Source organism: Eggerthella sp. (assembly GCF_048329335.1).
Lineage (GTDB): Bacteria > Actinomycetota > Coriobacteriia > Coriobacteriales > Eggerthellaceae > Eggerthella > Eggerthella lenta.
In genome coordinates this window covers 1-26,371 of record NZ_DBFEGU010000450.1, presented here as the reverse complement: position 1 = coordinate 26,371, position 26,371 = coordinate 1, and the positions used below count along the sequence as shown (strand labels likewise).

Below are 26,371 nucleotides of genomic sequence, written 5' to 3'. Positions count from 1 at the left end.
GGACGGCAGCGTGACGGTGGGCCCCGACAGCGTGGGCTACCTGGTCACGAAGAAGGCGCGGTGCTTCGGCGGCGACACGCTGACTGCGACCGATATCGTGGTGGCGAAGGGCCTGGCCGAGGGCGTGGGCGATCCGGCGTTGGTGGCCGACCTCGAGCCGGCGCTCGTGGACGCGGCCTATGCCGAGATCACGCGCATCATCGAGGACGCGGTGGACGCGATGAAGACTTCGGCCGGCGACGTGACGGTGATTCTCGTGGGCGGCGGCTCCATCCTGGCGCCCGACCGCTTGGAAGGCTCGGACAACGTGCTGCGCCCCGAGAACTTCGGCGTGGCGAACGCAGTGGGTTCGGCCATCGCGCAGGTGTCCGGCCAGATCGCCAAGGTGTTCTCGCTGACCGAGACCCCGCGCGACCAGGCGCTCGCCGAGTCGAAGCAGCGCGCGTGCGACGAGGCCATCGAAGCCGGCGCCGATCCGAGCACCGTGGAAGTGGTCGACGTCGAGGACATCCCGATGGCCTACTTGGGCGACGCGCTGTGCATCCGCGTCAAAGCCGTCGGCGATCTGATGCTGTAACTGATTTTTGTCGGTTCGTCGTTGCCTTGGCTCGCGTACGCGTTGCTTGTATAATGAGGTAAGCCGCAGGGAGGGGCTAGACTCCCCACGGCTATCGGATCGCTCAGGCGGTTTGGGTTTGGTGTTTGCGCTCCTTTCCCCGATGGGTTAGGAGCGCCTCTTTTATCACCAAAATAAGCTCGATGACGCGAGAAACAAACTCCAAAAGCGCACTAGCCAGCACCATAAAATCCCAAGCGGTCACGGTCTTCACCTCCATCCATCAAAATTATGAGGGGGAGAGGCACCGCGCCGCCTTCGCTGCATCCGCGCTATATAGTATAGGCAGCTCGTCTTACGTCTCGATGGCGCGCATCACTATGGAAAGTCGCTCGAATCTCGCACAGATTCCACGCGGTTCCAATGCTATTTCTACGTACCTTGCCCGGTATTCCGACGCGTTTCTAGCGCCGGTTCAACTGAGGGCGTGCAAGGCGCTTTGATCATGAGATAATGCAGCGAAACGGTTTGAGGCGTTGAAGGAGAAACCCATGACCGAAACGAAACAAGCGGCTGGCGGCCGCACGGTGCATTTGGCACTGGTTCAGTTCGAGAGCGTGCTGTGCGATCCGGCAGCGAATACCCAAAAGGCGTGCCGGATGATCGCCGAGGCGGCTGCCGAAGGCGCCGACCTCGTGGTGTTGCCCGAGCTGTTCTCTACAGGCTACGAGCTGAACATTGTCGGCCCTCACGTGCCCGAACTGGCCGAGCCGGTAGACGGCCCCACGGTGCGTGCGCTGCAAGACGCTGCCCGCGCAGGCAACTGCTACGTGGTGGCGGGCCTCGCGCTCGCGTACGATATGGCTGGGGTCCCGTTCAACAGCTCGGTCGTCATCGATCGCCAGGGGGAGCTTCTGGGCACGTACGACAAGCAGCATCTGTGGGCGCTCGAGCGCTTCTACTTCCGCTCCGGCTGCGACTGCCCGGTGTTCGACACCGACTTCGGGCGCATCGGCGTGATGATCTGCTACGACATGGGCTTCCCCGAGGTCGCGCGCATGCTGGCGCTGCAGGGGGCTGATCTTATCCTGTGCCCCTCGGCGTGGTGCCAGGAGGATATGGACGTGTGGGACGTGAACGCGCCCGCCCGCGCGCTAGAGAACACTGCGTTCGTGGCGGCCGTGAACCGTTACGGCGTCGAGGATCAGCTGGTCATGCCGGGCCACACGAAGGTGTGCAACCCGCGCGGCCACGTGGTGGCCGAGCTGGCCGAAGAGGCCGAAGGGGTGCTGCATGTGGAGCTCGACCTGAACGAAGTGGTCGATTATCGCCAGCGCAGCCCCTACCTGCGCGACCGTCGCCCCGACCTTTACGATCTGGTGCTGCTCCCATAAAACGAAGTCCGACACAGGATCTTGCGTCTGAAGACGTCGCCGCAAAGCAAGAAGCCCCCGATGTTTCACGTGAAACATCGGGGGCTTCGCATTGTTGATCAGGGGCTTCGCATTGCTGATCGGGGTTTTCGCGGCGGTGGGGTGTGCTTTCGCTTCGCCCCGCCCACACCCACCGCATCGCGGCGAGCCTTACAGCACTTGGTCCGTTTCCGTGAACGTAACGGTGTCCACCTTCTTCATGGAGGCGTACACCTTCATCACGATCCAGTACAGCACGCCGGCCAGGATCAGCGAGTTCAGGCCCGGAATGCCCGCGTTCATGATGCTGGTGACCTCGCCCACGGCGAAACCGGCGATCCAGCAGACGATGGCGATGGGGTTCCACTTCTCAACCTTCTCGGGCAGCTCGCCCTTGGCGCGCGAAGCGTCAAGCGTCGCGCGGCTGCGCTTCAAGATGAAGTAGTCCACCACCATGATGCCGGCGACGGGCGGGATGGCCACGCCCAGCAGCGTGAGGAAGTTAGTGAAGTAGTTGATGATGCCGATGACCGACAGCAGCGTGCCCACGATGCCGAGCGCCCACACGAGTCCGTTGCGGCTGATGGCCTTGTTGAACAGCGCGTTGATCATGGTTGCCAAGCCCAGGCTGGACGAGTACAGGTTGATGTCGTTCAGCTTCACCGTGGAGGCGACTACGATGATGACGCCGATGATGCCCGACGTGCCCATCATGATGTCGACGATATTCTCGGTGCCCATGGCGTGCGCCAGCAGCACTGCAAGCAGGTTCATGCCCAACTCGCCCACGAACGTGCCGATGAGCGTCATCCAGAACACTTGGGTGCCGTTCTTCAGGAATCGCGCGTAGTCGGGCGTGCAGATGGCGCCCGCAATGAAGCCGCCCGCCACCATGGTGGTTGCCGCGCCCAGCGACAGCGCCGGTCCCGGAGGGGCCGTGGTGAGAAGCTCGGTCAGCGAATGGTTCTGCAGGATGATGGCTGCGGCTACGATGACCACGATCACGAACAGCGGCACGAACACCGTGGCGAAGTTCGCGATAGCCTTGATGCCGAACACCACGAGCAGCGTGATGCCCAGGCCGGTGATGATGGCCCAGAAGATGTACTCGGGCGTGATTCCAGCCATGATGCCGGGCAGGATCTCCTGCGTGCCGAGGAAATCTGTGAACGGGACGATTTCAGCCATGCCCTGGCCAAACACCGCGTTCTGCACGCCGAACCAGCCCACCATGGAGATAGCCACCACGCCGCCGAACAGGGCGGATCCTACCTTGCCGAACCCGGTCCAGCGGGACAGCAGGCTGGTGGACAAGCCTTCGCGCGCGGCCGCCGTGCCCAGCGCCCAGCTGACCACCTGAAGCAGCACCGAGCCGAGCATGGTTGCTAGGAAGGCATCCCAGAACGTCAGGCCGTAGCCTAGTGCCGCGCCCAACATGAGCTGGGATACGCAGCAGATCGCGCCGATCCTGATGAAAAGAATCCGCCAAAATGGCTGTTTCGCTTCATCAGGAACGCGCGACAGCGAGTAATCGATGTCGTTTTCAGGAGCCATGATCGTACCTTTCTCGTTCCTCTTCGCGTTTTTTGATCGAATGATCAAAGAATGGTGGGATTATACCTTGCTCATGCGTGCTTCGATAGCTACGCGTGTAAACTTTATTATGGAGAGCGTCGAACGGCCTTCCTGCGAGCCTCGCGGCGCCCAAGTCATCATCATTGTGTCTGTTGCCGCGCCGGGCGTATCGCACAGCGGCCATTTGTACTAGAATACCCGCATGCGCAAAAGGAACAAGGACATCCGACAGGCCATCGAGACGCCGCTGCTGGGTTACAGCGTGGTGCTGCTGTCGCTGTCGTGCTTCCTGTTGCTGCTGTGGGCGCTTATCATCTTGGTAAGGATCGTGCTGGGTTGATCGACATCGAAACACTCGCCCGTTTGCGCGGTTCGAGGCAAAGGTAGACGCAGAATGTGGCAACGGTTCACATTGTACGACGTTCGGGTCATCGGCCATTATCTCGGCGTGCTCGTTCTCTTCTCCAGCCTTGCTCTGCTGGTGCCGTTCGTCACGGCTCTTGCGTGCGCTGAGTGGACTCCTGCGACGCACTATCTGCTGACCATCGGCATTGCGCTTATCGTCGGATCGGCGCTGCGGTTCCTGCGCATCGATCCGGGTCGGCTCAATCGCCAGCAGGCGCTCGCCGTTACCGGGTTCGCGTGGATCGTGCTCGCGTTCGTGGCGGCGGTGCCGCTGTACCTGTCGGGCCATTACCTCAGCTACCTCGATGCCCTGTTCGACGGCGTGTCGGGTCTGACCACCACGGGCGCAAGCGTCATCGTCGATCTCGATCACCTGTCGAACGCCGACAACATGTGGCGTTTCATGATGCACCTGTTGGGCGGTTTCGGTCTTATCGTGGTGGCGTTGTCGTTCGGTCTGTTCGGCAAACGCGCTGGAGCCAGCCTGTACATGTCCGAGGGTCGTAGCGAACATGTGGTGCCCAACGTTGTGCAGACCACGCAGTTCATCGCGAAGATCGGCATGGGCATGATCTTTGTCGCCACGGTGATTCTCACGGCCATGTGCCTGTTCCTCGGCATGGAACCGCTGCGCGCGTTCCTGCAATCGCTGTGGTTGGCCATCTCGGGTTTCACTACGGGCGGCTTTGCCCCTATGAGCCAGAGCGTCATGTACTATCATTGGTTCCCGCTCGAGATCGTGCTCATGTTGCTTATGTTGCTGGGCTCCATCAACTTCGTTCTGCACTCCGAAATGTGGAAAGGGCACGTGGAGGTTTTCTTCCGCGATCTGGAAATCCGCACGATGGTGCTGTGGTTGGCCGTGATGACATGCGTGCTGGCAGCCTCGCTCAGCGCAAGCCCCGAGTTTTCCAGTCTGCCTGCCATGTTGCGACGCGGGCTGTTCATGGTGATATCGGCGTTCTCCACCACCGGCTTCCAGAACATCACCACCAACGAGCTGACAACCGCGCTGTCGTCGGGCGCCTTCTTCGTGCTGGCCATCCTCATGGCCGTGGGCGGCAGCGGCGGATCCACTTCGGGCGGCTTGAAGTTCAGCCGCATGGGCATCATCATGAAGTCCATCGTCGCTACCATCAAGGAGGCGCTCGCGCCCGATTCGGCGCGCGTCGTGGTGTCGTACAACCATGTGGGCCGGCGCATTCTTTCGCCGGAAGTCGTGAAGGAGGCCATGACGGTGTTCGTGCTGTACGTGGCCACGTACGCGGTGGGCACGCTGGTGGGCATCGCGCATGGCTACGAGGCGCCGCAGGCCATTTTCGAATCGGTGGCCATGGCCAGCAACGGCGGCGTGTCGTCGGGGCTTGCCGCTCCGGGCATGTTTCCGTCGTTGGAGCTCTTCTACATCGCGCAGATGTGGGCAGGTCGTCTGGAATTCGTCACCCTGTTGGCTCTGGTGGCGGAGATTATCGTGTCGCTCAATCCGAAAAGGCGGGTGTTGAAGTCATGAGGTGGGGAACCCGTCAACCGCTGCCGCTGCCGATTGCGTTCGTGCGTTTCGTCGCGGTGCTGGCCGTGCTGCTTGCGGCGGTGTTTGCGCTGCCGGCTGCCGCGCATGCCGATGAGCCTGCCGAGGGCGACAATGCGGTGAACACGCAGCAACTGCCCGACAGCTCGTTCATCTACGACACGTCCATCGTCGACCTCAGCGGCGCCGATGCCTATTACGACAATCAGACCGTGCAGGTAACAGGCGAGGTCATCGGCGACAGCATCCGTGCCGGCGTGTCGGGGAGGCATCGGTGGATCACGCTTTCCTCTCAGGGCGATTCTGCGACGATCTCGGTGTATATGAGCAACGAATCGGCATCGAAGATCGACACGTTCGGCGAGTATGGTACTACGGGCACCATCTTGCAAGTGCGTGGCACGTTCCATCTCGTGTGCGCCGATCATGAAGGCCAGAGCGACCTTCATGCGGAGGCGGTGACCGTCATCGCGCCGGGCGAACGCCATCCCGACGAGTTCGACTTCAACGCGTTCGTTCCGGGCATTGTCGTGGTGGTCGTCGGACTGGTGATGCTGGGCGTGTTCTATTGGCTGAGGGAACGGCAGCGGTAGGCGCGCTGTTCGTGACTCGAAGGAGGGCTTTTGCAAAGAGGCCAGGTCGTCAAGCTTGATCGAGGATATCCGCTCGTGCGCACCGACGAGGGGTCGTTCGTGCGTTGCGAGCATGCCACCGCGCTGGTGAAAGGCGAGGAAGTGCGCGCCGTGATCGGCGACTTCGTCGAGGTGACCGTGCCGGAGGGCCATGACAAGGGCATCATCGAGAGTATCCTGCCGCGCACGCGCGCGTTCGTGCGCAAAGATCCCACCGAACGCGCGCTCCCGCAGGTGCTGGCTGCGAATTTCGACCGTGTGTTCGTGGCGCAACCGCTATCAGACGTGAACGTGAGGCGGCTCGAGCGAGAGCTGGTGCTGGCTTACGAGACGGGTGCGGCCGTGACCGTGGTGCTGACGAAAGCCGATCTCGCCGAAAGCGATGCCGAAGTGGCGTCGGTGCGCGATCGCGTGCGCGCGTTGGCCGGCCCCGACGTGCAGACCGTCGTCGTGTCGGCCGACGATCCTTCCAGCGTGGAAGCGGTACGCGCGCTTGTGCCGCCGAACACCACGGCCGTGCTCATCGGCAAAAGCGGCGTGGGGAAGTCGAGCCTGATCAACATGCTGGTAGGACACGAGTTGCAAGAAACAACCCCCGTGCGAGACCGCGACGGCAAGGGCCGGCACACCACGGTGAGCCGCGAGATGGTGGCCATTCCCGGCGGTGGCTTCATCATGGACATGCCGGGCGTGCGCGGACTGGGCCTGTGGGAGGCCGATGCCGGCATCGGCGCAGCGTTCGCGGATATCGAGGAGGCGGCCGAGCGCTGCCGATTCCGCGATTGCAGCCACGAGGACGAGCCGGGATGCGCCGTGCGCGCCGCCGTCGAGTCGGGCGATATCAGCGAACAGCGCTACGCATCGTACCAGGCGCTTCGCCAGGAGACGAAAGACCTGCGCGCGCGCCGCGAAGAGGCTCGCCGCATGCGCGGCGAAAAAGCCTCCGACCGGGGAAAAACGCCCAAAAAGGGCAGGCCGCGCAAGAAGCGCTGAGGTTTTCGCTCTTTGAGCAACGAGATCATAATAGCCAGATGAGCGATGCGAATGCATGTGTTTCCCCAGGTCGCTGATTCCTTGTCGCAGCTTTGCTTCGATCAGACGATTATGCTACGGTGCTTGCACGCTGCGAATTTTTCCGAACGCAGCGTAGGGGGCGCTCATGGGGAAGCATGCTTTCAGTCTGAAGACCATCTATCTTGCCGCTCTGACGGCGGTGTTCGCCGTGTCGTTTTTCGCGTTCGTCGCGTTCGATTTGTACTCGCAGCAGCGGCAGACCGAGCAGGCCATGCTGGAGGAAGCGCGCACGTTCGCGCGCGAGATGGACGCGGTGTGGCAGTTCATGGACAACTCCCAAAGCATCATCAACAATTCGTCCAGCGGCGGCTACGAGTTCAAGGGCCTGCACTGCTCGGTGGTGGGCAAGAGCGTCGGCCGGCTGTTCTCGGCGGGCAGCGACTACCACATCCGGTACACGAACTTCGACCCGCGCAGCGAGCAGGATATTCCCGACGAGTTCGAGACGAAGGCGCTCGAGGCGTTCAACGCCGATCGTTCGGTGACCGAGTACTACGGCGTGGCCCCGTTCGACGGCGAGGATCGGTTCCGCTACCTGCAAGCGCTCGAAGTGGACGACAGCTGCCTCGAATGCCACGGCGAGCCGGTCGGCGAGCTCGACATCACCGACCACGCGAAGGAAGGTTGGACGCTCGAGTCGGTCGGCGGGGCAATCAGCATCGTGATCCCCCTCGATCAGCAGCAGGCGGCCATGCGCGGCAACGTCATCCGAGACATGGCGTACTTCCTGTTGATCACCGTGTTCATCGGCTTGGTCATCTTGGTGGTGACCACTGTGTTCGTGCTGCGGCCGTTGGGCGGCATGCACGCGGCGTTCGGCGAGCTGAAACAGGGACGCTTGGGCGCGTCCGTCAGCCAGCGCTTCGCCGCGAAGGAAGTGAGGAGCCTCATCGCCGGCTTCAACGACATGGCGGGCGAGCTGCGGGGCATGTACGAGCATCTGGAATCGCAGGTGCAGGAGCGTACGGTGGACCTGCGCGAGGCGAACGCCCTGCTGGAACGCCAGCGCGACAAGCTGGAGCAGCTTAACGCCGACCTGGCGCAGGAGACGCAGTTCAAGTCCGACCTGCTAAGCATGGTGAACCACGAGCTGCGCACGCCGCTGACGTCCATCATCACGTTCGCGCAGATATCGCGCGAGGCGTGCGACCCGGCCAACGAGCACGACCGTCGCTCGTGGGAGGAGATCGAGAAGAACAGTCGCATCCTGCTCAACATGATCAACAACATGCTGGACATCGCGCGTTCGGATGCGGGCGGCATGCGCGCCACCTGCGAGCCGATGGATTTGGGCGACGTGGCGGCATCGGTGAAGGGCACCATGGCTCCGCTGGCGCGCAAGTACGAGGTGTCGTTCAGCACGAAGGTGGCGTCGGACGTGCCCTTGGTCAACGGCGACTACGAGAAGACGACGCGCATGCTGGAGAACCTGGCCAGCAACGCCATCAAGTTCACGCCCGACGGCGGCTCCATCGAGCTGCGCGTGGCGTACGACGCCGAGGCGCGCGTGGTGACGTTGTCGATGGTGGACGACGGCATCGGCATCGCGCCCGAGGACCAGGCGCGCATCTTCGAGCGGTTCGTGCAGGTGGACAGCACGTCCACGCGTAAGTACAACGGCAGCGGCCTCGGTTTGGCACTGGTGCGCGAATACGGCGACATGCAAGGGTTCGCCGTGTCGGTGGAAAGCGAGCTCGGTCGCGGCAGCAGGTTCGTCATCACGATTCCCGCGAGCGCGATCGTGGGCGAGATAGAGGGGGAGGACGATGTATAAGGTCATGGTCATCGACGACGAGGACAACCTGCGGCAAGCGCTCGAGCAGCTGCTGGTGTCGAACGGCTACGCGTTCTGCGGCGCTAGGGATGCGGAAAGCGGGCTGGAGCTGCTGGCCAGCGAGCATCCCGATTTGCTGCTGCTGGACGTGATGCTGCCGGGCACGAACGGCTTCGATCTCTGCGCGCGCATCCGCGAGCAGGGCCGCCGCATCCCGGTGATCTTCCTGTCTGCGAAGTGCGACATCGTGGACAAGAGCATCGGCTTCCGCGCCGGCGGCGACGACTACGTGACGAAGCCGTTCGATTCCACCGAGCTGCTGCTGCGCATCGAGGCGAACATCCGTCGCCACAAGGACACCATCGATTTCGCCCGCTGCCGCAACCGCGAGGGCGTGGCGCGCATCGGCGAGCTGGAGGTGCGGTTCGGCGAATACGAGGTGCGCGTGAAGGGGCGCCCGGTGGCGCTGACCACGAAGGAGTTCGAGATCGTGGCGTTTCTGGCCGCGCATCCGGGCAAGGTGTTCACGCGCAGCCAGATCCAGGAGTACATCTGGGGCGAGTCGGATGCCGACTGCAAGCCCACGAACAACATCACCGTGTTCGTCCGCAAGATTCGCGAGAAGATCGAGGAGAACCCCTCGGAGCCCAAGTACCTGCTTACCGTCCAGCGGGTGGGCTACAAGATGGCCGACACCTTGGAGTGAGAGCCGCTGCCGCGGCTTCGGCTTCCGCGGAGCAACAAGCTTGCAAAAAAGTGAACACCGTGTTTACTTTTTGCGAGCCTAGCTTTGGTTTGTCAAAATATTCACACCGTGTTAATATTTTGACATGAATGAAGTTGTATTCGACATAGATCGTCTTCGCGAAGTGGCTCTAGACCAGTACGGGTTCGTGACGACTGCTCAAGCGGAAGAAGCAGGGGTAAGTGCGCCTTCTCTGGCCATGCTTGTAAAAAGAGGAAGGCTCGAGCGCGTCGTTCGCAGCGTCTATCGCGTTCCCCAAGTACCTCCGTCGAGCTTCGATAGGTTCATGTTGGCGCTCTTGTGGACGGGGTGCGACGAAGCTGCGCTCAGCCATGAAACGGCGCTCGATGCGTACGATGTTTGCGATGTGAATCCCACTTCGATACATGTAGTAGTTGATGGCGGGCGCCGGATTCGTAGGAAGGGCGGCGAGGGTTATGCGATCCATTATGAAACGGTGGACGCGAAACAAGTTGGTTGGTGGGAAGGGATGCGCTGCGTAAAGCTGGCTACTGCGATCGAGCAGTGCGCGGCTACCGGAACGCCGCGCTACTTGTTGGAGCAGGCTGTCGAAAACGGCAGGAAAAGGGGGCTGCTGGGAAAAAGGGAGGCCGAGCGGTTCGAAGCGACGGTAGGGGGAGCTGATGAGCAAGAACAAAGAGGAGAGCCTTCATGAGCTGATGGCCGGCATGAAGCCCCGAGGCAAAGAGCCCAGAAACGCTGGTGTTCTAGACTCATGGATCGATCATGCCGAAGCTGATTTCGGTATTGCTGCGAGTGGAAGGGTGAGATGGCTCATCGCTTCGACGGTTATAACCGCCATGCTTCAACAAGTGGTCGATGATGACAATGCGTGCAGGTTCTCGCTGAAGGGCGGCACGCTTCTCCAGCACGTGTTCGGCCTCGCTTCAAGAGCCACTAAAGATATCGACGGGATAGTCCGTGGGGATTTGGACGAATTCTTGGAACTGATGGACGAGCGGTTCGTAAGCGGAAATTGGGGGCCGTTCGAGTTCGCTCGTTCGGAGATTGAGCAGATTAGGGTGCCAGGCAAAAGCATCTGCCCGCGCAGGTTCGTCGTAACCGTTTCTCTGAGGAACAAAACCTGGCGCAAGATTAAAGTGGAAGTGTCTCCTGATGAAGGCATGGCGGGTTCAGCCCAGGAGCCTTTCGCCGCGCCGTCGCTTGAGGGTTTTGGCATACCTACTCCGGAAAAGCTTGTCGGTATGGCCATGTGCTATCAAGCGGCTCAAAAAATTCATGCGGCAACCGATCCTCATGACCCTGACAAGGGGTATCGAAACAATCGACCGAGAGACCTGGTCGACCTCGTGCTGATCAAGCAGCTTTCCGATTCGACAGGGCATCCCTCTAAGTCGGATATCAAGCGTGCCGTCGTCGACATTTTCGAAGCCCGTGCGAAAGAGGCGGTGAAGGCCGATCGTGAACCGAGGGTATGGCCTACGAAGGTCGTTGTCTATCCACATTGGGCTAACGATTACCTTGCGGCTGCTCAGGCCGTTGACTTGAGGATGAGCGCTGAAGAGGCGGCGGAGGTCGTCAATGCCTGGTTGCTCGAGCTGGATGGCGCTTGATCGCTGTAATGCCTCGAACAGCTCTTTGACCAGCGGCGTTAATACGTGGTTAAGAATTTTTTAACGCAAAACTTATTTCCGATTTATCGCAATATCCTTCGGCGCTCCGTAAAGTGAAACTCATGAAAGGCCAGGGGAACGAGGCTTTTCACCCCGCCCTTCGCAGAACGCGATCCCCTCCCCGCTATCTGCGAAGGGCGAGCATCGGAAGGCCTTGCGGCCGAGGAGTGAAAAAGAGAGGAGCACACATGGCTGAACAAGCAACGCATGGGTTCACCCGCAGGAGCTTCATCAAGGGTGCGGCGGCGCTGACGGCGACAGGCGCGCTGGTAGGCTGCAGCCCCCAAACCCAGAACCTGGAAAAAGCCGAACCGCAAAAGGGAGCCCCCGAGACGCAAATCTTCTCCGGTGCCTGCCGCTCCCAATGCGGCCAGGGCTGCTATCTGGATGTCCATGTTCGCGACGGGCAGGTCGTCCGCACCACGGCGGGCCATTTCGAGGACGGCCCGGAATTCGACCGCATCTGCCCCAAGGGGCTCTCGCAGCCTGCGCGCGTATACAGCTCTGAGCGTCTGCAATATCCCATGCGTCGCGTCGGCGAACGTGGCGCGGGAGAGTTCGAGCGTATCACCTGGGACGAGGCCATCTCCGAAATCACCGATAAGTGGAAGCAGTACATTGACGAGTTTGGTCCCACGTCCATTGCGTTCTTCCTGGGTAGTGGCAACACCGCCGAACTTGGCGGAGGAGCCCCGGAAGGCTCCGTCATGGCGCGTCTGCTCAATGTCATGGGGGCGAGCCGTGTTCTGCCGGACCGCGATATCGCCACGCCCATGTCTTGGACCTACATGTTCGGCCCCGGCTCGGCCGGAAACCGTGCTTCGGACGTTCCCAACGCTGACCATCATGTGATCTGGGGTGGTGACACTGCGGTGTCGGACAAGCAGCGCACGCATTTTTATCTCGAGGCCCGCGATGCCGGCTCCGAGCTCGTAGTCATCGACATCGCCTACCGCACCATGGCTTCGAAAGCCGACTGGTTCGTTCCCGTTCATCCTGCGACCGACGGCGCGCTTGCTCTGGGAGTCGTGCGCGAGATTCTCGAACAGAGCTGGGAAGCGACGGACTTCCTGCGAGATCATACCGAAGCGCCGTTCCTCATCAAAGAAGACGGCATGTTCCTGCGCATGAGCGATTTGGGGGTAGAACCTACTACGACCACCAACGCGCAAGGCCAAGAAGAGAAGGTCGATCCGTGCGTTGTGTGGGACGAAGAAGCCGGCGAGGCCGTTGCTCACAGCGAAGCCAAGAAGCCTGCTATGGGCGACGTTCCCGAGATTGCCGGGCATGCCGTGAAAACGGAGATGGAGATGATCCGAGAAGCCGTCGCGCCGTGGACTTTGGAACATACCTCGGAAGTGACCGGCGTGAGCGCTGACGACATCAAACATCTCGCTCATCTGTACACGCAAGAAGGCAACGTGCAGATGGATATGAAATTCGGCCTCAATCATTACAACAACGGCATCTACAGCTCGAAGTGCGTTAACACGCTCCTTCTGGTCGCCGGCCAGATGGGCAAGCCGGGTTCGGGCCTGTACACGGGTGAGCCGAATTTCGGAGAAGGCAACGTGCAAGCCTGCCTCCAGCTGCCGAGCACGACAGGCGAGGTACCTCAAGGAGTGGGTGCCATAATCAACTGGAGCGACTTCTTCAATGTCGTATCGAGCGGTCAAAAGCTTGGCGAGCCGTTCCCCGTCAAGGCTTTCTACGCTTCGTGCACCAACATCGTCTCAAACCAGACGGAGCAGAACGAGACCATCGAGCTTATGAAGGCGCTCGAGTTCATCGTTATCCAAGACATGACCATGAACGACACTTCTCTATACGCTGACATCCTGCTGCCTGCGTGCCATTGGTTCGAAACCGAGGACCTGCGTGTGCGCTATTACGGCAACCCCTATCTGCTGTGGAACCAGAAAGCCATCGAGCCTTTGTACGAGAGCAAGCCCGACTTCGAGATTTACAAGCTGTTGGCCGAGGGCATGGGCTATGGCGACTTCTTCCAGTTCACTGCTGACGAATACCTGAACACCTGCCTCTCAACGCCCTTCGGCAAGGAGAACGGAATCACCATCGACAAGGTGCGCGAGAAGAACTACCTGCGCTGCGACACCGAGCCGGCTGTCGCTTTCGAAGGCGGTATCTTCAAGACGGCATCGAAGCGGGCCATGTTCTATCGTGAAGCTCCTAAGCCTGATTACAACATGGGTCAAGAGGTTGATCTTGAGAAGGAGAAGTTCTCCTGCTACTGGGAGCCGGCGCGCGAGGCAGATCTCGGCAATCCCATACGCGAGCAGTTCCCCTTCACCATTTGCTGCGAGCATATGCGCACGCGCACGCACACGCAATGGTACGACGTGGATTATATGAAAGAGTTTGAAGCGCAGCCGGTGTGCCGCATCAATCCCGAAGATGCCGCCGAGCTTGGCATTGAAGAGGGCGATGAGATTCGCCTTTACAACGATCGCGGATCCGTCACCTTGCTCGCCGTGCTCAACGCGGGGCAGCAGCGCAAGTCGCTCCATTGCCCTCGCAGCTTCCTGACGCGTGAGCATATAGATGGCGATCTCGCACGTACCACGTTCAATGATTACAACCAGGCTTGCAGGAACCAGTCGTACTTCGACTGCGCCGTGGCCATCGAAAAGCTCTAGGAGGTTGGGAATATGACTCGATACGGAATGGCTATTGATCTTCGTCGCTGCATTGGCTGCCAAGCTTGTGCGACTGCTTGCAAGTTTGCGAATAACCTTCCGAAAGACCTCTCGTACAATGTGGTGTACACCAAGGCGGACGATGACTGGAACACGCTGGGGACGGCAGTGGTGCGCGGGGCTCTCGCAAACGACAACGCGGGTGGCACGTTCCCCAATTGCACGTTGAACTTCCTTCCGATGCAGTGCCAGCATTGCGAGAAGCCTGCGTGCCTCGATGTGTGTCCGACGGGCGCTACCGCCAAGGACGAGGAGACGGGCATCGTTTCGGTGGACAGCGAGCTGTGCATCGGGTGTGAGTCGTGCATCAAGGCGTGCCCGTACGAGGGCGTGCGCACGCTGATCAAGAGCCCCGAGTACTACCTCGACGTCGTGGTGGGCGAGTACGATGCCCCGCCGCATAAGGGTGGCACGGTGGAGAAGTGCACGTTCTGCAAGAACCTCATCGACCGCGGCGACGTGCCCGCCTGCATGCAGCTGTGCCCGGGCCGCGCGCGCTACTGGGGCGACCTAGACGATCCCGAGTCGGACGTGTCGAAGGCCATCGAGGGACGCGAGACGATGTTCCTCAACGAGGAAGCCGGCACGAAACCGAGCGTATACTACTTGCAGTAAATAAGGCGCTGACGGCCTAAAGGGGATCGCCCCCTTTAGGCTCCGGCGCACGGGGCATCTTCGCTCCAAAAACACGCCTCACGCGCTGTGGCGTGTTTTTGGGGCGAAGATGTCGGAACAAGGGGGACTTATGGGGCGAGAAGAAGCGGTGAAGCGGGCGGTGGGGAAGGCCGATGCGTTCGAGTTGTTGTCGTGCGCGTTCGCGTATCCCGATGAGCGCCTGGCGCAAGGGCTGGTCGACGGGTCGTTCGCCGACGATGCCCGGGCATGCCTGCTCGATGCGGGCGCCGACCCGGCGGCGGCGGATTCGACGGCTGAAGCGCTTGCTGCTTGGCGCGATGCGTCGGCGGCCGATCTGTTGGCCGATATGCGCATCGTGTACTCGCGCCTGTACCTGGCACCCGGCGGCCACACCCCCATCTTCCCGTACGAAAGCGCGTTTCTGCACGTGGAGCGGGGGATGAAAGGCGTTCCCGCGCTGTTCCGCACGCCGGTGACGCTGGATGTAGAGCGCTTGATGCGCGAGGCGGGCGTGGTGGCGAAGAATGCGCGCAAAGAGCCGTGCGATAGCGTGTTCGAGGAGTTCGAATTCCTGTCGTATCTGTACGCGAAGCTCGCCGATGCTCTGAACTGCGACGATGCCGAAGCTGTCGCTGCTTGGACCGAGCGCATTCAGACGTTTGAGCGCGAGCATGCGCAAGCGTGGCTCCCTGCGTTCATGCAGCGCACGCAGGAGCTTGCGGCCGAGAAGCCCTATTGCGCGTTCGCGGCGCTGGCGTTGACGGTGATGGAGGTGCACTCATGACGCTCATCTTGGTTCTTGCGGGCGCTGTGGCATTCGCGTTCGCATGCAAGCGGCCCATCAAGTCGTGTCCGTTGGCGTTCTACGCCCTGGCTGCCACGCTTGACGTGCTGTTCGTGGTCGGCTCGTTCGCGGGACTACCGCCGATGCTGTACGACGCGCTGTTCCTGCTGTTGCACAAGTGCACGCTGGCTACCGCGCTGTTCGCCGTCGTGATGTACATCGGGGTGTTCGCGCGCGACTCGCGCGTGGCGACGTACCTGCGTCCCATCCGCGCCGAGCTGTCCATCATGGCGTGGCTGCTGTCGCTGGGCCACATGGCCATCTACCTCTCCTCGTACGCGGCCAACCTCTCGACGGGGCTGCCGCAAACCAATGTCGCCGTGGCGCTTGCGCTTGCGTTGGCGCTGTTCGCGCTGCTGGTCGTGCTGGGGGTGACGTCGTTCAACGTGGTGAAGAAGCGCATGAAGAAGGAGACGTGGAAGCGCGTGCAGCTGCTGGCGTATCCCTTCTGGGGCCTCGTGTACGTGCATCTGCTGCTCATGCTGGTGCCCTCCGCCCTGCGCGGCGGCGCTCCTGCGCAGATGGCCGTCGCCGTGTACTCGGTGGTGTTCGTAGGCTACGCCGTCCTTCGCATCCGCCGCGCCGCGGTCGACCGCCGCAAGGAGGAGTCCGGGCGCGTAGGCGATGCCGTGCAGAATCCAGCGTGATGCACGCTCCGCGTGCTTCTACGCACAAAAAGCGCCGATGTGTGATTTCGCCGACCGTTCGCTTGCGATAGGCTTCTGCGCGATAATGTGAAGCGCCAGGTCAGAGCATCGTGCATAATCGAAGGCCTGAAAGCTGCACCCTTGGGCGCGCTTTCGGGCCTTCTTGTTATCGAACGTCGCGGGTTTTTGTGCAAAAAGCGCTTCATGGCGTGCATAGCAAGCAGGGCGGTTCGTCCCCGTGTTCGATGCTTGCGACATGCGGCGCCCCTCGTGCTTTTACCGTGCGCCCTCGGCCGCGCCTCTGCTATACTTCCTTTCGGCCTTTGCCGGTTGCGAAACTCACGCTCGCATCCGTCGACGGCTCCGCGTTTGCATCGTTGGGCCCTGCACTCGCGGATTACTAGCTGCCCAAAGCCCGCGGCACCGCGCCGCGCGGAGAACAGGAGCATATCCATGAACAAGAAGACGACGTACGTCGCCCAAGCGGGCATGATCGCGGCCGTGTACGCGGCTGCCACCCTCATCACGCTTTTGGCGCTGCAAGGACTGGCTTGGGGGCCGGTGCAGTTCCGCATCTCCGAGGCGGTGTGCGTGCTGGCAGTGCTTACGCCGGCGGCCGTGCCCGGCCTCACTGTCGGGTGCATCATCGCGAACCTTATGGCGCTCGCCATCAACGGAACGGGGGCGCTGGGCATGCTGGACGTGGTGTTCGGCAGCCTGGCCACGTTCCTTGGCGCGCTGTGGTGTTGGAAAATGCGCGAGCGTCCGAAGCTGGCGCTGCTGGGCCCCGTGATCGCGAACGCGCTCATCGTGCCTGCGTATCTACCCCTTCTGCTGCAAGGCCTGGGCTACTACACCATCCCGTTCACGTCTATCGCGCTCGACGGGCTGTACCTGCCCATGTACCTGTTCGGCGTGGTGGCCACCGGTCTCGGCGAAGCCCTGGTCATCTACGTGTTGGGGCTTCCGCTGCTCTCCGCGCTCAAGCGCTTCGACGTGGTGAAGAAGGCAGTAGCCCGCTAGCGGGAAAGCAGGCGCGGAACGCGTGAGCCGCGCCTGCTTTCTTTTAATATATGACCAAATAGCTCGCCTTCACTGATTCGATGAATTGACAAGGCTGCGGGGCGTATATCGCTACAATATGGGGTTGGGCCGAGCCCTCGCAGTTGTACCCGAGTGAAGGACGTGCATGAACCCCGTTATTGTGATCCCCACTTTCGTGTCCGCGCGTCGCCGCAAAGAAGGCGGCAGCGTGCTCACGACCTACGATCACGCGACTCCCATCTCGCAATCCGGCGAGCTCCCGCGTTTGCTTGCGTCGTTGCAGAAGGTGCGCGGCGCCGGCCAGATCATCGTGCTCGTGGTCAGCGAGCCGTCGATCGAGAACCAGGCGGCCGAGAAGGTTCAAAGCGTTGTCTCGCGCTTTCCCTCGCTGAACACCGTGGTCATCGGCGCTCCCGAGCTGGCACTTATCCAGCAGCGCATGGAGCAGCTGGGTTTGGGCAAGCTGCAGAAGGAGATCGGCCTGTCCGGCTACGGTGCGGTGCGCAACCTGGGTCTGGTGATGGCCGACGTGCTGGGCTTCGACTCGGTGGTGTTCCTCGACGACGACGAAGTGGTGGATGACGCCGACTTCCTGCAGAAGGCCATGTACGGCCTGGGCAAGCTCACGAAGAAGGGCATTCCCATCCTGGCCAAGACCGGCTTCTACTTCAATTCCGAAGGCTCCTACCTGTCGAAGAGCCAGGACAAGTGGTACAACCATTTCTGGCAGCAGGGAAAGGCCTTCAACAAATGGATCTCGAAGGCCATGCGCGGCCCTCGTCTTTCCCGATCGAACCATACGTGCGGCGGCTGCCTTGCTTTGCATAAAGAGGCGTTCAAGCGTCTGTCGTTCGATCCTTGGATCGCGCGCGGCGAAGATCTCGATTACATGCTTGACCTGCGTATGTACGGTTCGGACATCTGGTTCGACAATCAGTGGAGCCTGCGCCACCTTCCTCCCGAAACCGAGAGCGAGGGCACGCGCTTCCGTCAGGATATCTTCCGATGGCTCTACGAATACCGGAAGATGGAGTACAGCCGCACGCAGATCGACCTTTTGCAGGTGAAGCCGTCTTCGCTGGAGCCGTATCCGGGCCCGTTCCTTGAGCCAGGCATCACGAAGCGCATTCGTTTGACCGCCTTTCTGAGGAGCTTGGCGCGCCCCGACAAGAAGGCGTACCGGAAAGCGGCGAAGGCGGCCACCGGCGAAGCGACGACGTATGCCCAGCGCAACTGCTCGAAGTACTTCGAGTTCCAGTTCGTGTGGCCGGAGCTGATGGCGCGCATGGAGAACGATCAGATCCTGCGTACGGCGCTTATGCAGTCGGCCGCGCAGCGCCAGGCCAGCGCCGGCAACGGAGCCGATCGACTTGCTTCGGCGCAGGCGGCCATCGCGGCGGCCGGCATCGATCCGGGTGTGACGAGCGAGATTCGCCTGAACGTCGCGGAATAAATAAGCACGCTCGGCAACGTTTGCATGACGGAGCCTCCACGGGGCGCAGTCTAAGCTGTACGATGGCGTGCAGTTGAGCGGCTCGCGTGTTGAGAGATCGGGAAAGGATCGGGCGTCAAACTATGGATGTGCTCGCTATGTTCGTGCTGCCGGCTATTGCCGGCGTGGCTATCGGAATTTTGTCCGGATTGCTGGGCATCGGAGGCGGCACGGTCATGGTTCCCATCTTCCGTTTGGCGTTCGGCATGAGCCCCGTCGTTTCCACGGCCACGTCGCTGTTCGCCATTATTCCCACGTCCATATCGGGCGCGGCATCCCATATACGCCATAAAACGTGCATCGTGTCGCTTGGCGTGGCGGCAGGCCTCGGCGGAGCGCTCACCTCGCCTTTGGGCGTGTGGCTTGCGCAGATTTCGCCCGCCTGGATGATTATGGTGGCTGCGGCGCTCATCATCGGCTGGTCGGCGGTGAAAATGCTGGGCAAGGCCTTCAAGATGCGCTCGCAGAACCGCACGCAACAGCATGCAGCGTCGAGCAGCACGATCGAGCCGGACGAAGCCGCCATCGAGCGTGTAGGCGACGCTGCGGCGAACGACGACGCGATTGACGATCCGACGAAGGTGAGCGCACAGGCTGGCGCTGCCGTCGACCCTGTGCCGCGCAAACTCACGCGCAAGCAGCTGCTCATCGGCGCAGGGATCGGCCTGGGCGCGGGCGTGGCATCCGGCTACGTCGGCGTGGGCGGCGGGTTCATCATGGTGCCCCTCATGCTGTCTCTTATCGGCATCGAGATGCGCCAGGCGTCCGGCACGTCGCTGATCGCCGTGATGATCCTCGCCATTCCCGGCGTCGTCGAGCAGGCGTTGCTGGGAAACATCAATTACGCGGCGGGCATTGCCATCGCCGTGGGCTCTATTCCCGGCGCGGTCATCGGCGCGCGTCTTGTGCGGGTGGTTCCCGAGCTCGCATTGCGCTTCGTCTTCGGCTTCTTCCTGATTGTGGCCGCCGTCATACTTGTTCTCAACGAATTCGGTATACTGGGCTGATGGGCTCAAGCGCGCTGCTTGGGCAGGGTTGAGCAACGCGGGGAGGTACCATGCAGGAAGAGACCAGGGAGTCGAAATCGGCGCTGCCGCGCTTCTTCACGCTCGAGATGTTCATGTTCACGGTGACGGCGCTTTCGGGTCTTGTGTTGCTGTGGTCCATCGCGGTGCCGTATCGCAATGTGGCAATCATGGTATGCGCAGGCGTGGTGTTCACGCTGTCCATAGTGGTGGTCATCCGTCTCATCATGGATCCCGATTCGGTGCGCGCTCGTCAGTCTGACTCCATGTTGAAGCTGGCTAGCCAAACGCTGACCTGCATGAACGACGGCATGGATTACAAGGCCGCGCAGAAGATCTGCGGGTTGCTGCTGCCGTCCACCGCGGCTATCGCCGTGGCTATCACCGACAAAAAGCAGATTTTGGGATACGCAGGCTTCGAGGAAGCTCAGAACCTGCCGGGCAGCATCATCCGCACCCACGCGACCCATGCCACGCTCGCCGACGGCAAGTTGCGCATCCTGTTCACGCCCGAAGATATCGGCTTCCCCAGCGAGTCGTCGAATATCAAGGCGGCCATCATCGTGCCGCTTGCCGTAGGCCGCAACGTCGAGGGCACGCTCAAGTTCTACTATCGCCGAGCGAAGCACATCAGCGAGACGCAGAAGTCCATCGCCGAAGGGTTCGGCAAACTGCTGTCCACGCAGATGGCGGCATCGGCGCTGGAAGAGCAGACGCAGTTGGCCACGCGCATGGAGCTGAAGATGCTCCAAAGCCAGATCAATCCGCACTTCTTGTTCAATACCATCAACACCATCGCCTCACTCATTCGCACCGACCCCGAAACGGCGCGCAAGTTGCTGCGCGAATTCGCCGTGTTCTATCGCCGAACGCTTGAAGACTCCGCCGATCTGATCGTGTTCGCGCGTGAGATGGAGCAAACGAAGCGGTACTTCACGTTCGAAGTGGCGCGTTTCGGTGCCGACCGCGTGGAGATGGAGATGCGGATCGATCCTCGTGTGGAAGACATGCTGGTGCCGCCTTTTTTGCTGCAACCGCTCGTGGAGAACGCTGTACGCCACGCCATGCCGAGCGAGGGGAAGTTGACTATCGAGGTGACGGGCGAGGTCACGGGCAACGACGTGATTGTGCGCGTGTGCGACAACGGCGTGGGTATGACCGAAGAGGCGCGCTGCAACATTCTTCATCCCGAATCGTCGCTCGGCCTCGGCATCGCGGTGAAGAACGTGCACGATCGAATCTGCGGCTACTTCGGTCCCGGTACGCATATGGAAGTGGAAAGCGAGCTCGGCAAGGGAACCTGCGTGATCCTCGTATTGAAGGAAGGGGCTCTGCGCGAGTACCAGTAGGAGGAGGGCGGAACGCGCTTCCGGCTTGCAAGAAGAAACGGCGCCCGAGAGGCGCCGTTTTGCGATCAGATGGTGCCCCCGGCGCGATTCGAACGCGCGGCACCCGCTTTAGGAGAGCGGTGCTCTGTCCCCTGAGCTACGGAGGCGCGTTTGATATTGTAGCATTAATCGTCCGGCTTGCCCCGAGCTTGCAGGACGCCTTGCAGGACGCATAAAAAAAGCGATGCGCCCGAAGACGCATCGCGGAGATTCCTAGTTCTTGTTGGTGTCGTCGGTTGGCTTGGGATCCGGCGTGGGGGATGGCGTAACTGCCTGGAAGGTCACGTTCACGTTGACGTTCGCCTTCACATTCGAGATGGTGAAGGTGCCGCCTGACTTCGGCACGTCGTCCAAGCCGCTGGCCGATGCTACTTCGTAGCCGCTATCGGGCGTGATGGTGATGGTGACGCTGTCGCCCTCGGTTACCGACGAAGCGCTGGCCGAGATCTTGCCGCCTCCATTCGCGTTGACCGCGACGGAGAACGTCTTCTTCTCGGGCCCCTTGCTCAGCGTTAGCGCCACCAAGCCGTCCTTTTGCAGCTTCGAGCCTGCTGCGGGTGTTTGGGCGAGCACCGTGCCTTCCGGCTGGTCGCTGGCCTCGTAGGTGTAGTTGTCGGTATCCACGATCAGGCCTGCGTTATTCAGCGTGGTCACGGCGTTTCCGCGCGACATGCCCACCACGTTGGGAACCTCGATGCCTTCGGAGCCTAGCGACAGGTAGTACGTGACCACGGTGTCCTTGGCTACGTTCTCGCCTGCTGCGATGTCCTGGCGCGCCACGTGGTCTTTCTCGACGGTGTCGGAGTACTCGGCGGCTCCCTTTGCGTACTTCAGCCCGCTGGCCGTGAGCGCTTTCTGCGCTTGATCGGCAGTCATGCCCGTCAGATCGGGCACGGTGATCTCTTGCACGCCCTTCGACACGGTGAGGTTGATCTTAGTGCCCTTGGCCTGCTTGCTGTCGCCCTTCGGATCCTGGCTGATCACCTTGCCGGATTCGACCTTGTCGTCGAACGACTCCTCCACCTTCCCCAGCTCGAAACCGGCTCCTTCGATGGCGGCTGTGGCCTGATCCACCGTCTGGCCTACCACGCTGGGAACGGCGACCTTGTCTTTGTCGTTCCCGCTGCCCGACATGAGGGCGAACGCGATGCCGCCTACCACGGCAAGAGCCGCGATGATGCCGATGACGATGGCGATGGTCTTCTTGTTGTTCTTCTTCCCGCTGGTGTTGTTCGCGTTGTAGGAGCGCTGCGCCGCGGTGGGGGATGCGGGGCTGACGCCGCCCATCGCGGGCATGACGGCCGTGCCGTCGGCCACGCCGACGGGGGGCACCACGCCGCCCATGACCACGGTCTCGGCGCTGGTGAAGCCTTCGCCCAGGTTGACGGGCCGTCCGGCCAGGTAGTCGTTCAGCGCGAGGCGCATGTCCTTCGCGGTGGCGAAGCGGTCGGCCGGGTTCTTCGCGATGGCCTTCATGATGATGGCCTCGAGCGCGGGATCGATATCGGGGTTGATCTCGCGCGGCGGCACGGGCAGGTCGTTGACCTGCTTCATGGCCACGCTCACGGCATCGGGTCCGTCGAACGGCAAGCGTCCCGTGGCCGACTCGTACAGCACGATGCCCAGCGAGTAGATGTCGCTGGTGGCGGTGAGGTCCTTGCCCTGCGCCTGCTCGGGGGAGATGTAGTGAGCCGTGCCCAGCACCGAGGAGGTTTGGGTCATGACGGAATTCTTCGCGCGCGCGATGCCGAAGTCCATGACCTTCACGGTGCCGTCGGGCTGCACCATGATGTTCTGCGGCTTGATGTCGCGGTGGATGATGTCCAGTCCGTGCGCCACGGAAAGCGCCTGGCATACCTGCGAGCCGATCTCGGCGACTTTGCGCTGGTTGATGGCGCCGCGCTCGATGATGGCGGTTTTAAGGTCGGACCCGCGCACGAACTCCATGACGATGTAATAGGTGCCCTCGTCCTGACCCCAATCGTACACGTTCACGATGTAGGGGCTCTGGAGGTTGGCTGCAGCGGCGGCTTCCTGCTTGAAGCGCTGCGTGAAGTTCGGGTCGGCGGCGTATTGGGGCAGCATGACCTTCACGGCGACCAGACGGCCAAGCACGTTGTCCTGCGCCCGGTACACCTCTGCCATACCGCCGATGCCGATGCGCTCGGTTATCTGGTAGCGGTTGTTGAATACCCTGCCTATCATGTTTCCGGTCACGTTTTAGCTCCTTTAGGTTACATGCTGGGCTGTATACTTCTTCCAGACAGTATACGGGCCATCAGCATACCTTATCTACAAAAGTCCCTGAACTTCCAAAGCTGTTTTCAATACATTCTGCGCTTTAGCGGTTCCCACTCCCTCTTCGCCGTCCTCGATGACGATGGCCACCACGACGCGCGGATCCTCGGCCGGCGCCATGCCCACGAACCAGCTGTCGTTGCCGTTCTCCTTCTCGGCGGTGCCGGTTTTGCCGGCTACGGCGATGCCGGGGATGGCGGCCGCGGTGCCGGTGCCGTTCTGCACGACGCCCAGCAGCACGTCGCGCACGCGTCCGGCCGTGGTCTTGCTGACGGCTTGCATCAGTTTCGTCGGAGAGGCCGAGAAGCTGCGTTCGCCGTTGGCGTTGTTCACGCTGTCGACGAGGTAGGGCTGCATGATGACGCCGTCGTTGGCGATGGCTGTGCCCACCATGGCCATCTCGAGCACGGTGGCCTGGGGGCCGGCCGGGCTCTCGCGGCCGGGGCGCGTGGTGTCTCCCACCGGCTCGCCGGCGGCTGCCCATGCCAGCTCCCAGGGACTCTTTTGCAGGTCCTCGGCCGAGGGCATGAGTGATTCGGGCGTGTACAGCGGGAAGTCGATCTCCTTGTTGAAGCCGAAGCTCTCGGCTCCGGCGACCAGCTTGTCAGCGCCCATCTCTACGCCTAGCTGGCCGAACACCGTGTTCGACGAAAGCTCGGTTGCTTGGGCCAAGGTGAGGCTGCCGTAGTTCGCTTTGTTGAAGTTAGAGACGGTTGCGTTGCCGATCTCCATGGTGCCGGGCGAGGAGAACACCGTGTCCTCGTCGGCCACGTCGTCCTCGAGCGCGGTGGCCAGCGTGACGATCTTGAACGTGGAGCCCGGTGCGTACAGCGATCCTGCCGCGCGATCGACGAGGGTGCTGTCGTCAGGGTTCGCGTTCGCCTGCTCGATGACCGCCGCGAAGTCGGCCGCGTTGTATGTGGGAGCCGAGGCCATGGCCAGGATGGCGCCTGTGTCGGGATCCATCACCACGCACGCGCCCTTGCGTCCGGCAAGCGCATCCTGCGCGGCTTGCTGGATCTTCGAGTTGAGGGTGAGCGTCACGTCGTTTCCCGCGGTGCCGATGCCGGCGAACGAGTTCAGCACGTCGGTCCACGATGCGAAGTTCTCTTCGCCTTTCAGCGTGTCGTTGTACGCCTTCTCGATGCCGGAGTTGCCGAACTGAGGCGACGAGTAGCCTACCACGTGGCTGGCCAAGTCGCCCGCCGGGTACTCTCGCTCGTAGGTGCCGTCTTCCTCCTTCACGCTGCGCGCTAACACCACGCCGTCGTACGTGGCGATGGTGCCGCGCTCCGAGCGCGCTTCTTTCGCAAGCGTATGGTTGTTTCCCGGCATGTTCTGGTAATAGTCGGCCTGCACCACCATGATGAGCGTGAGGTTCGCTACCAGCAGCGCGAACAGGGCGGAGCACAAGAGCATGCTGTGGTTCAGGCGCTTGCCCAGCGACACGCGGCCCAGTACGCTGTTGGCGTGCAGCGAGGTGGTGGCGCTGGCCATCTCCTGACCCACGCCCGTGCCCTCGTCGCCGCAGCGCAGCAGGAAGCCTACGATGATGAAGCTGGCCAAAAGCGACGAGCCGCCCTGGCTGATGAAGGGCAGGGTAAGACCCGTCAGCGGGATGAGCCTGGTCACGCCGCCTACGATGATGAACGCCTGCAGCACGATCATGGACGTGAGACCCACGGCCACAAACGAGCTGACGTCGCTCTTCGCGCGCGCCGCCGTCACGAAGCCGCGCACGGCGAAGCACAGGAACAGCAGCAGCACGCCGGCCGCGCCCAGAAGGCCGATCTCTTCTGCGATGGCCGCGAAGATGAAGTCGCTCTCAACGACGGGGATCTGATCCGCCAGGCCGCGCCCGATGCCGACGCCGAACAAGTCGCCGTCCGCGATGGAGTAGATGGCCTGCGTCAGCTGGTAGCCCGTGTTCTGCGCATCGGCGAAGGGGTCGAGCCAGGTGTTCACGCGCACCTGCACGTGGCCGAAGGCCATGAACGCGCCGATGCCGCCGATGGCGATGAGACCCAAACCGATGACCAGGTAGAACTTCTTTCCCGTAGCCACGTACAGCATGACCAGGAACACGAAGAAGAACACGAGCGCGCTGCCCAGATCCTTCTCGAACACGACGATGACCAGCGCGATGCCCCACATCAGCAGCAGCGGCAGCAACGTTCGGATGTCGGGAAGCCTGAACGGGCCCACGCGCCAGGTGAACACCGACAGCATCTCGCGGTTCTGCGCGAGGTAGCCCGCCAGGAACAGCACGATGACGATTTTGGCGATCTCGCCCGGTTGGAAGGAGTAGCTGCCGATATGCAGCCAGATGCGGCTGCCGTAAATCTCCTGGCCGAGGCCCGGAACCAGCGGCGACAGCAACAGCAGGAAGCCCACGATCATGAGCGTGTACTTGTAGTTCGCCACCTTGTCGAGGTTGCGTACGAACACCAGCACCAGCACCATGCACGCTACGCCCACGAACAGCCACATCACCTGGCCGACGGCCAGGTTGGGCGCCAGGCTGGTGACGAACGCGATGCCGATTCCGGACAGCGCGAACGAGAGGGGCAGCAGGGCCGGGTCGGCGTTGGCGGCGAACTTGCGCACGGCGAGGTGCGCGATGACGAAGGCCACGAAGATGGCCGCCGGTACGCCGAGGGTGGTCATGTCGAGCGATTGCCCCTGGTTGATGGCGATCATGGCGAACAGCAGCGCCACCACGGGCGCCGCCACCAGCAGCAGGACGAGTTCTACGTTGCGGCGCGTCACGCGGCACCGCCGTTCTTAGCGTCCGACGCATCCTTCGCGTCCGCGTTTCGGCCGCTTTCGGCGTTGCCGCCTTCCGCCTGGTTCTTGGAGCGTGCGGCGATCTCGTCCTCGTACTCCTTCACGAGAGCATCGGCCGCTTCCATGTCGTCCACGCG

The 26,371-nt window shown here is 61.8% G+C and carries 21 protein-coding genes, 1 tRNA gene and 1 pseudogene; 18 read left to right on the top strand and 5 right to left on the bottom strand.

The genetic code is table 11. From position 1 onward, the window contains the following. Positions 1-577 (top strand): annotated as a pseudogene (locus ACMO6A_RS13915) (hydantoinase/oxoprolinase family protein); the annotation flags it as partial. Positions 578-680: 103 nt separating this feature from the next. Here the strand turns inward: ACMO6A_RS13915 and ACMO6A_RS13910 are convergent. After that, positions 681-830: a hypothetical protein gene (locus tag ACMO6A_RS13910; RefSeq protein WP_156788367.1), complete on the bottom strand. Its 150-nt coding sequence runs from the start codon at positions 828-830 to the stop codon at positions 681-683. A gap of 277 nt (positions 831-1,107) precedes the next feature. Here ACMO6A_RS13910 and ACMO6A_RS13905 point away from each other — a divergent pair, with 277 nt between their 5' ends. Next, entirely contained in the window at positions 1,108-1,950 is an 843-nt protein-coding gene (locus tag ACMO6A_RS13905) for a nitrilase-related carbon-nitrogen hydrolase (protein ID WP_009305412.1), read from the top strand. Between the two features lie 189 nt (positions 1,951-2,139). Here the strand turns inward: ACMO6A_RS13905 and ACMO6A_RS13900 are convergent, their stop codons facing one another. Continuing rightward, the gene (locus ACMO6A_RS13900; RefSeq protein ID WP_021409008.1) at positions 2,140-3,522 is read right to left on the bottom strand and encodes a purine-cytosine permease family protein; all 1,383 of its coding nucleotides are present in this window, start codon (positions 3,520-3,522) and stop codon (positions 2,140-2,142) included. 223 nt (positions 3,523-3,745) lie between these two features. Here ACMO6A_RS13900 and ACMO6A_RS13895 point away from each other — a divergent pair, with 223 nt between their 5' ends. From ACMO6A_RS13895 to ACMO6A_RS13820, 16 genes are all read left to right on the top strand, one after another. Further along, positions 3,746-3,883: a hypothetical protein gene (locus ACMO6A_RS13895; protein ID WP_009608455.1), complete on the top strand. Its 138-nt coding sequence runs from the start codon at positions 3,746-3,748 to the stop codon at positions 3,881-3,883. Between the two features lie 54 nt (positions 3,884-3,937). Next, positions 3,938-5,458 (top strand): TrkH family potassium uptake protein, encoded by a 1,521-nt coding sequence (locus ACMO6A_RS13890; protein WP_418471438.1) that lies wholly within the window; start codon positions 3,938-3,940, stop codon positions 5,456-5,458. Next, positions 5,455-6,069 carry a hydrolase gene (locus ACMO6A_RS13885; RefSeq protein WP_009305409.1) on the top strand — a complete coding sequence of 205 codons (615 nt, stop codon included), beginning with the start codon at positions 5,455-5,457 and terminating at the stop codon, positions 6,067-6,069. Before ACMO6A_RS13890 ends, ACMO6A_RS13885 begins: the two co-directional genes overlap by 4 nt. Before the next feature lie 30 nt (positions 6,070-6,099). Beyond that, positions 6,100-7,101 carry a ribosome small subunit-dependent GTPase A gene (rsgA, locus tag ACMO6A_RS13880; protein WP_009608452.1) on the top strand — a complete coding sequence of 334 codons (1,002 nt, stop codon included), beginning with the start codon at positions 6,100-6,102 and terminating at the stop codon, positions 7,099-7,101. A 166-nt stretch (positions 7,102-7,267) separates the two neighbouring features. Continuing rightward, positions 7,268-8,956: a c-type heme family protein gene (locus ACMO6A_RS13875; RefSeq protein ID WP_009608487.1), complete on the top strand. Its 1,689-nt coding sequence runs from the start codon at positions 7,268-7,270 to the stop codon at positions 8,954-8,956. After that, a complete protein-coding gene (locus tag ACMO6A_RS13870) occupies positions 8,949-9,662 on the top strand; it encodes a response regulator transcription factor (protein ID WP_009305406.1) in 714 nt (237 codons plus the stop codon). Before ACMO6A_RS13875 ends, ACMO6A_RS13870 begins: the two co-directional genes overlap by 8 nt. Positions 9,663-9,786: 124 nt before the next feature. After that, positions 9,787-10,377: a type IV toxin-antitoxin system AbiEi family antitoxin domain-containing protein gene (locus ACMO6A_RS13865; protein ID WP_015761520.1), complete on the top strand. Its 591-nt coding sequence runs from the start codon at positions 9,787-9,789 to the stop codon at positions 10,375-10,377. Then, complete coding sequence (locus ACMO6A_RS13860) at positions 10,346-11,296, top strand: nucleotidyl transferase AbiEii/AbiGii toxin family protein (protein WP_035584585.1); 951 nt, start codon at positions 10,346-10,348, stop codon at positions 11,294-11,296. Before ACMO6A_RS13865 ends, ACMO6A_RS13860 begins: the two co-directional genes overlap by 32 nt. A gap of 227 nt (positions 11,297-11,523) precedes the next feature. Further along, a complete protein-coding gene (locus ACMO6A_RS13855; protein WP_418471436.1) occupies positions 11,524-14,013 on the top strand; it encodes a molybdopterin-containing oxidoreductase family protein in 2,490 nt (829 codons plus the stop codon). A gap of 12 nt (positions 14,014-14,025) precedes the next feature. After that, on the top strand, positions 14,026-14,688 hold the full coding sequence (locus tag ACMO6A_RS13850; protein WP_009608419.1) for a 4Fe-4S dicluster domain-containing protein: 663 nt from the start codon (positions 14,026-14,028) through the stop codon (positions 14,686-14,688). Between the two features lie 130 nt (positions 14,689-14,818). Beyond that, positions 14,819-15,493, top strand: a complete 675-nt coding sequence (locus tag ACMO6A_RS13845) for a TorD/DmsD family molecular chaperone (protein WP_009305402.1) — start codon at positions 14,819-14,821, stop codon at positions 15,491-15,493. Next, complete coding sequence (locus tag ACMO6A_RS13840; RefSeq protein WP_009305401.1) at positions 15,490-16,200, top strand: ferric reductase-like transmembrane domain-containing protein; 711 nt, start codon at positions 15,490-15,492, stop codon at positions 16,198-16,200. Before ACMO6A_RS13845 ends, ACMO6A_RS13840 begins: the two co-directional genes overlap by 4 nt. A 453-nt stretch (positions 16,201-16,653) precedes the next feature. Then, positions 16,654-17,223 (top strand): QueT transporter family protein, encoded by a 570-nt coding sequence (locus ACMO6A_RS13835; protein ID WP_009305400.1) that lies wholly within the window; start codon positions 16,654-16,656, stop codon positions 17,221-17,223. A 166-nt stretch (positions 17,224-17,389) separates the two neighbouring features. Next, complete coding sequence (locus tag ACMO6A_RS13830) at positions 17,390-18,697, top strand: glycosyltransferase family 2 protein (RefSeq protein WP_418471435.1); 1,308 nt, start codon at positions 17,390-17,392, stop codon at positions 18,695-18,697. 122 nt (positions 18,698-18,819) lie between these two features. Next, complete coding sequence (locus ACMO6A_RS13825) at positions 18,820-19,743, top strand: sulfite exporter TauE/SafE family protein (RefSeq protein WP_009305398.1); 924 nt, start codon at positions 18,820-18,822, stop codon at positions 19,741-19,743. Between the two features lie 50 nt (positions 19,744-19,793). Further along, complete coding sequence (locus ACMO6A_RS13820; protein WP_009305397.1) at positions 19,794-21,110, top strand: histidine kinase; 1,317 nt, start codon at positions 19,794-19,796, stop codon at positions 21,108-21,110. Between the two features lie 70 nt (positions 21,111-21,180). Here the strand turns inward: ACMO6A_RS13820 and ACMO6A_RS13815 are convergent. The 3 genes from ACMO6A_RS13815 to ACMO6A_RS13805 form a co-directional block, all read right to left on the bottom strand. Further along, positions 21,181-21,256, bottom strand: a tRNA-Arg gene (locus ACMO6A_RS13815). 106 nt (positions 21,257-21,362) lie between these two features. Then, positions 21,363-23,354 carry a Stk1 family PASTA domain-containing Ser/Thr kinase gene (gene pknB, locus ACMO6A_RS13810; RefSeq protein WP_418471439.1) on the bottom strand — a complete coding sequence of 664 codons (1,992 nt, stop codon included), beginning with the start codon at positions 23,352-23,354 and terminating at the stop codon, positions 21,363-21,365. Positions 23,355-23,441: 87 nt separating this feature from the next. Beyond that, positions 23,442-26,216, bottom strand: a complete 2,775-nt coding sequence (locus ACMO6A_RS13805) for an FtsW/RodA/SpoVE family cell cycle protein (protein WP_418471434.1) — start codon at positions 26,214-26,216, stop codon at positions 23,442-23,444. Between the last annotated feature and the right edge of the window lie 155 nt (positions 26,217-26,371).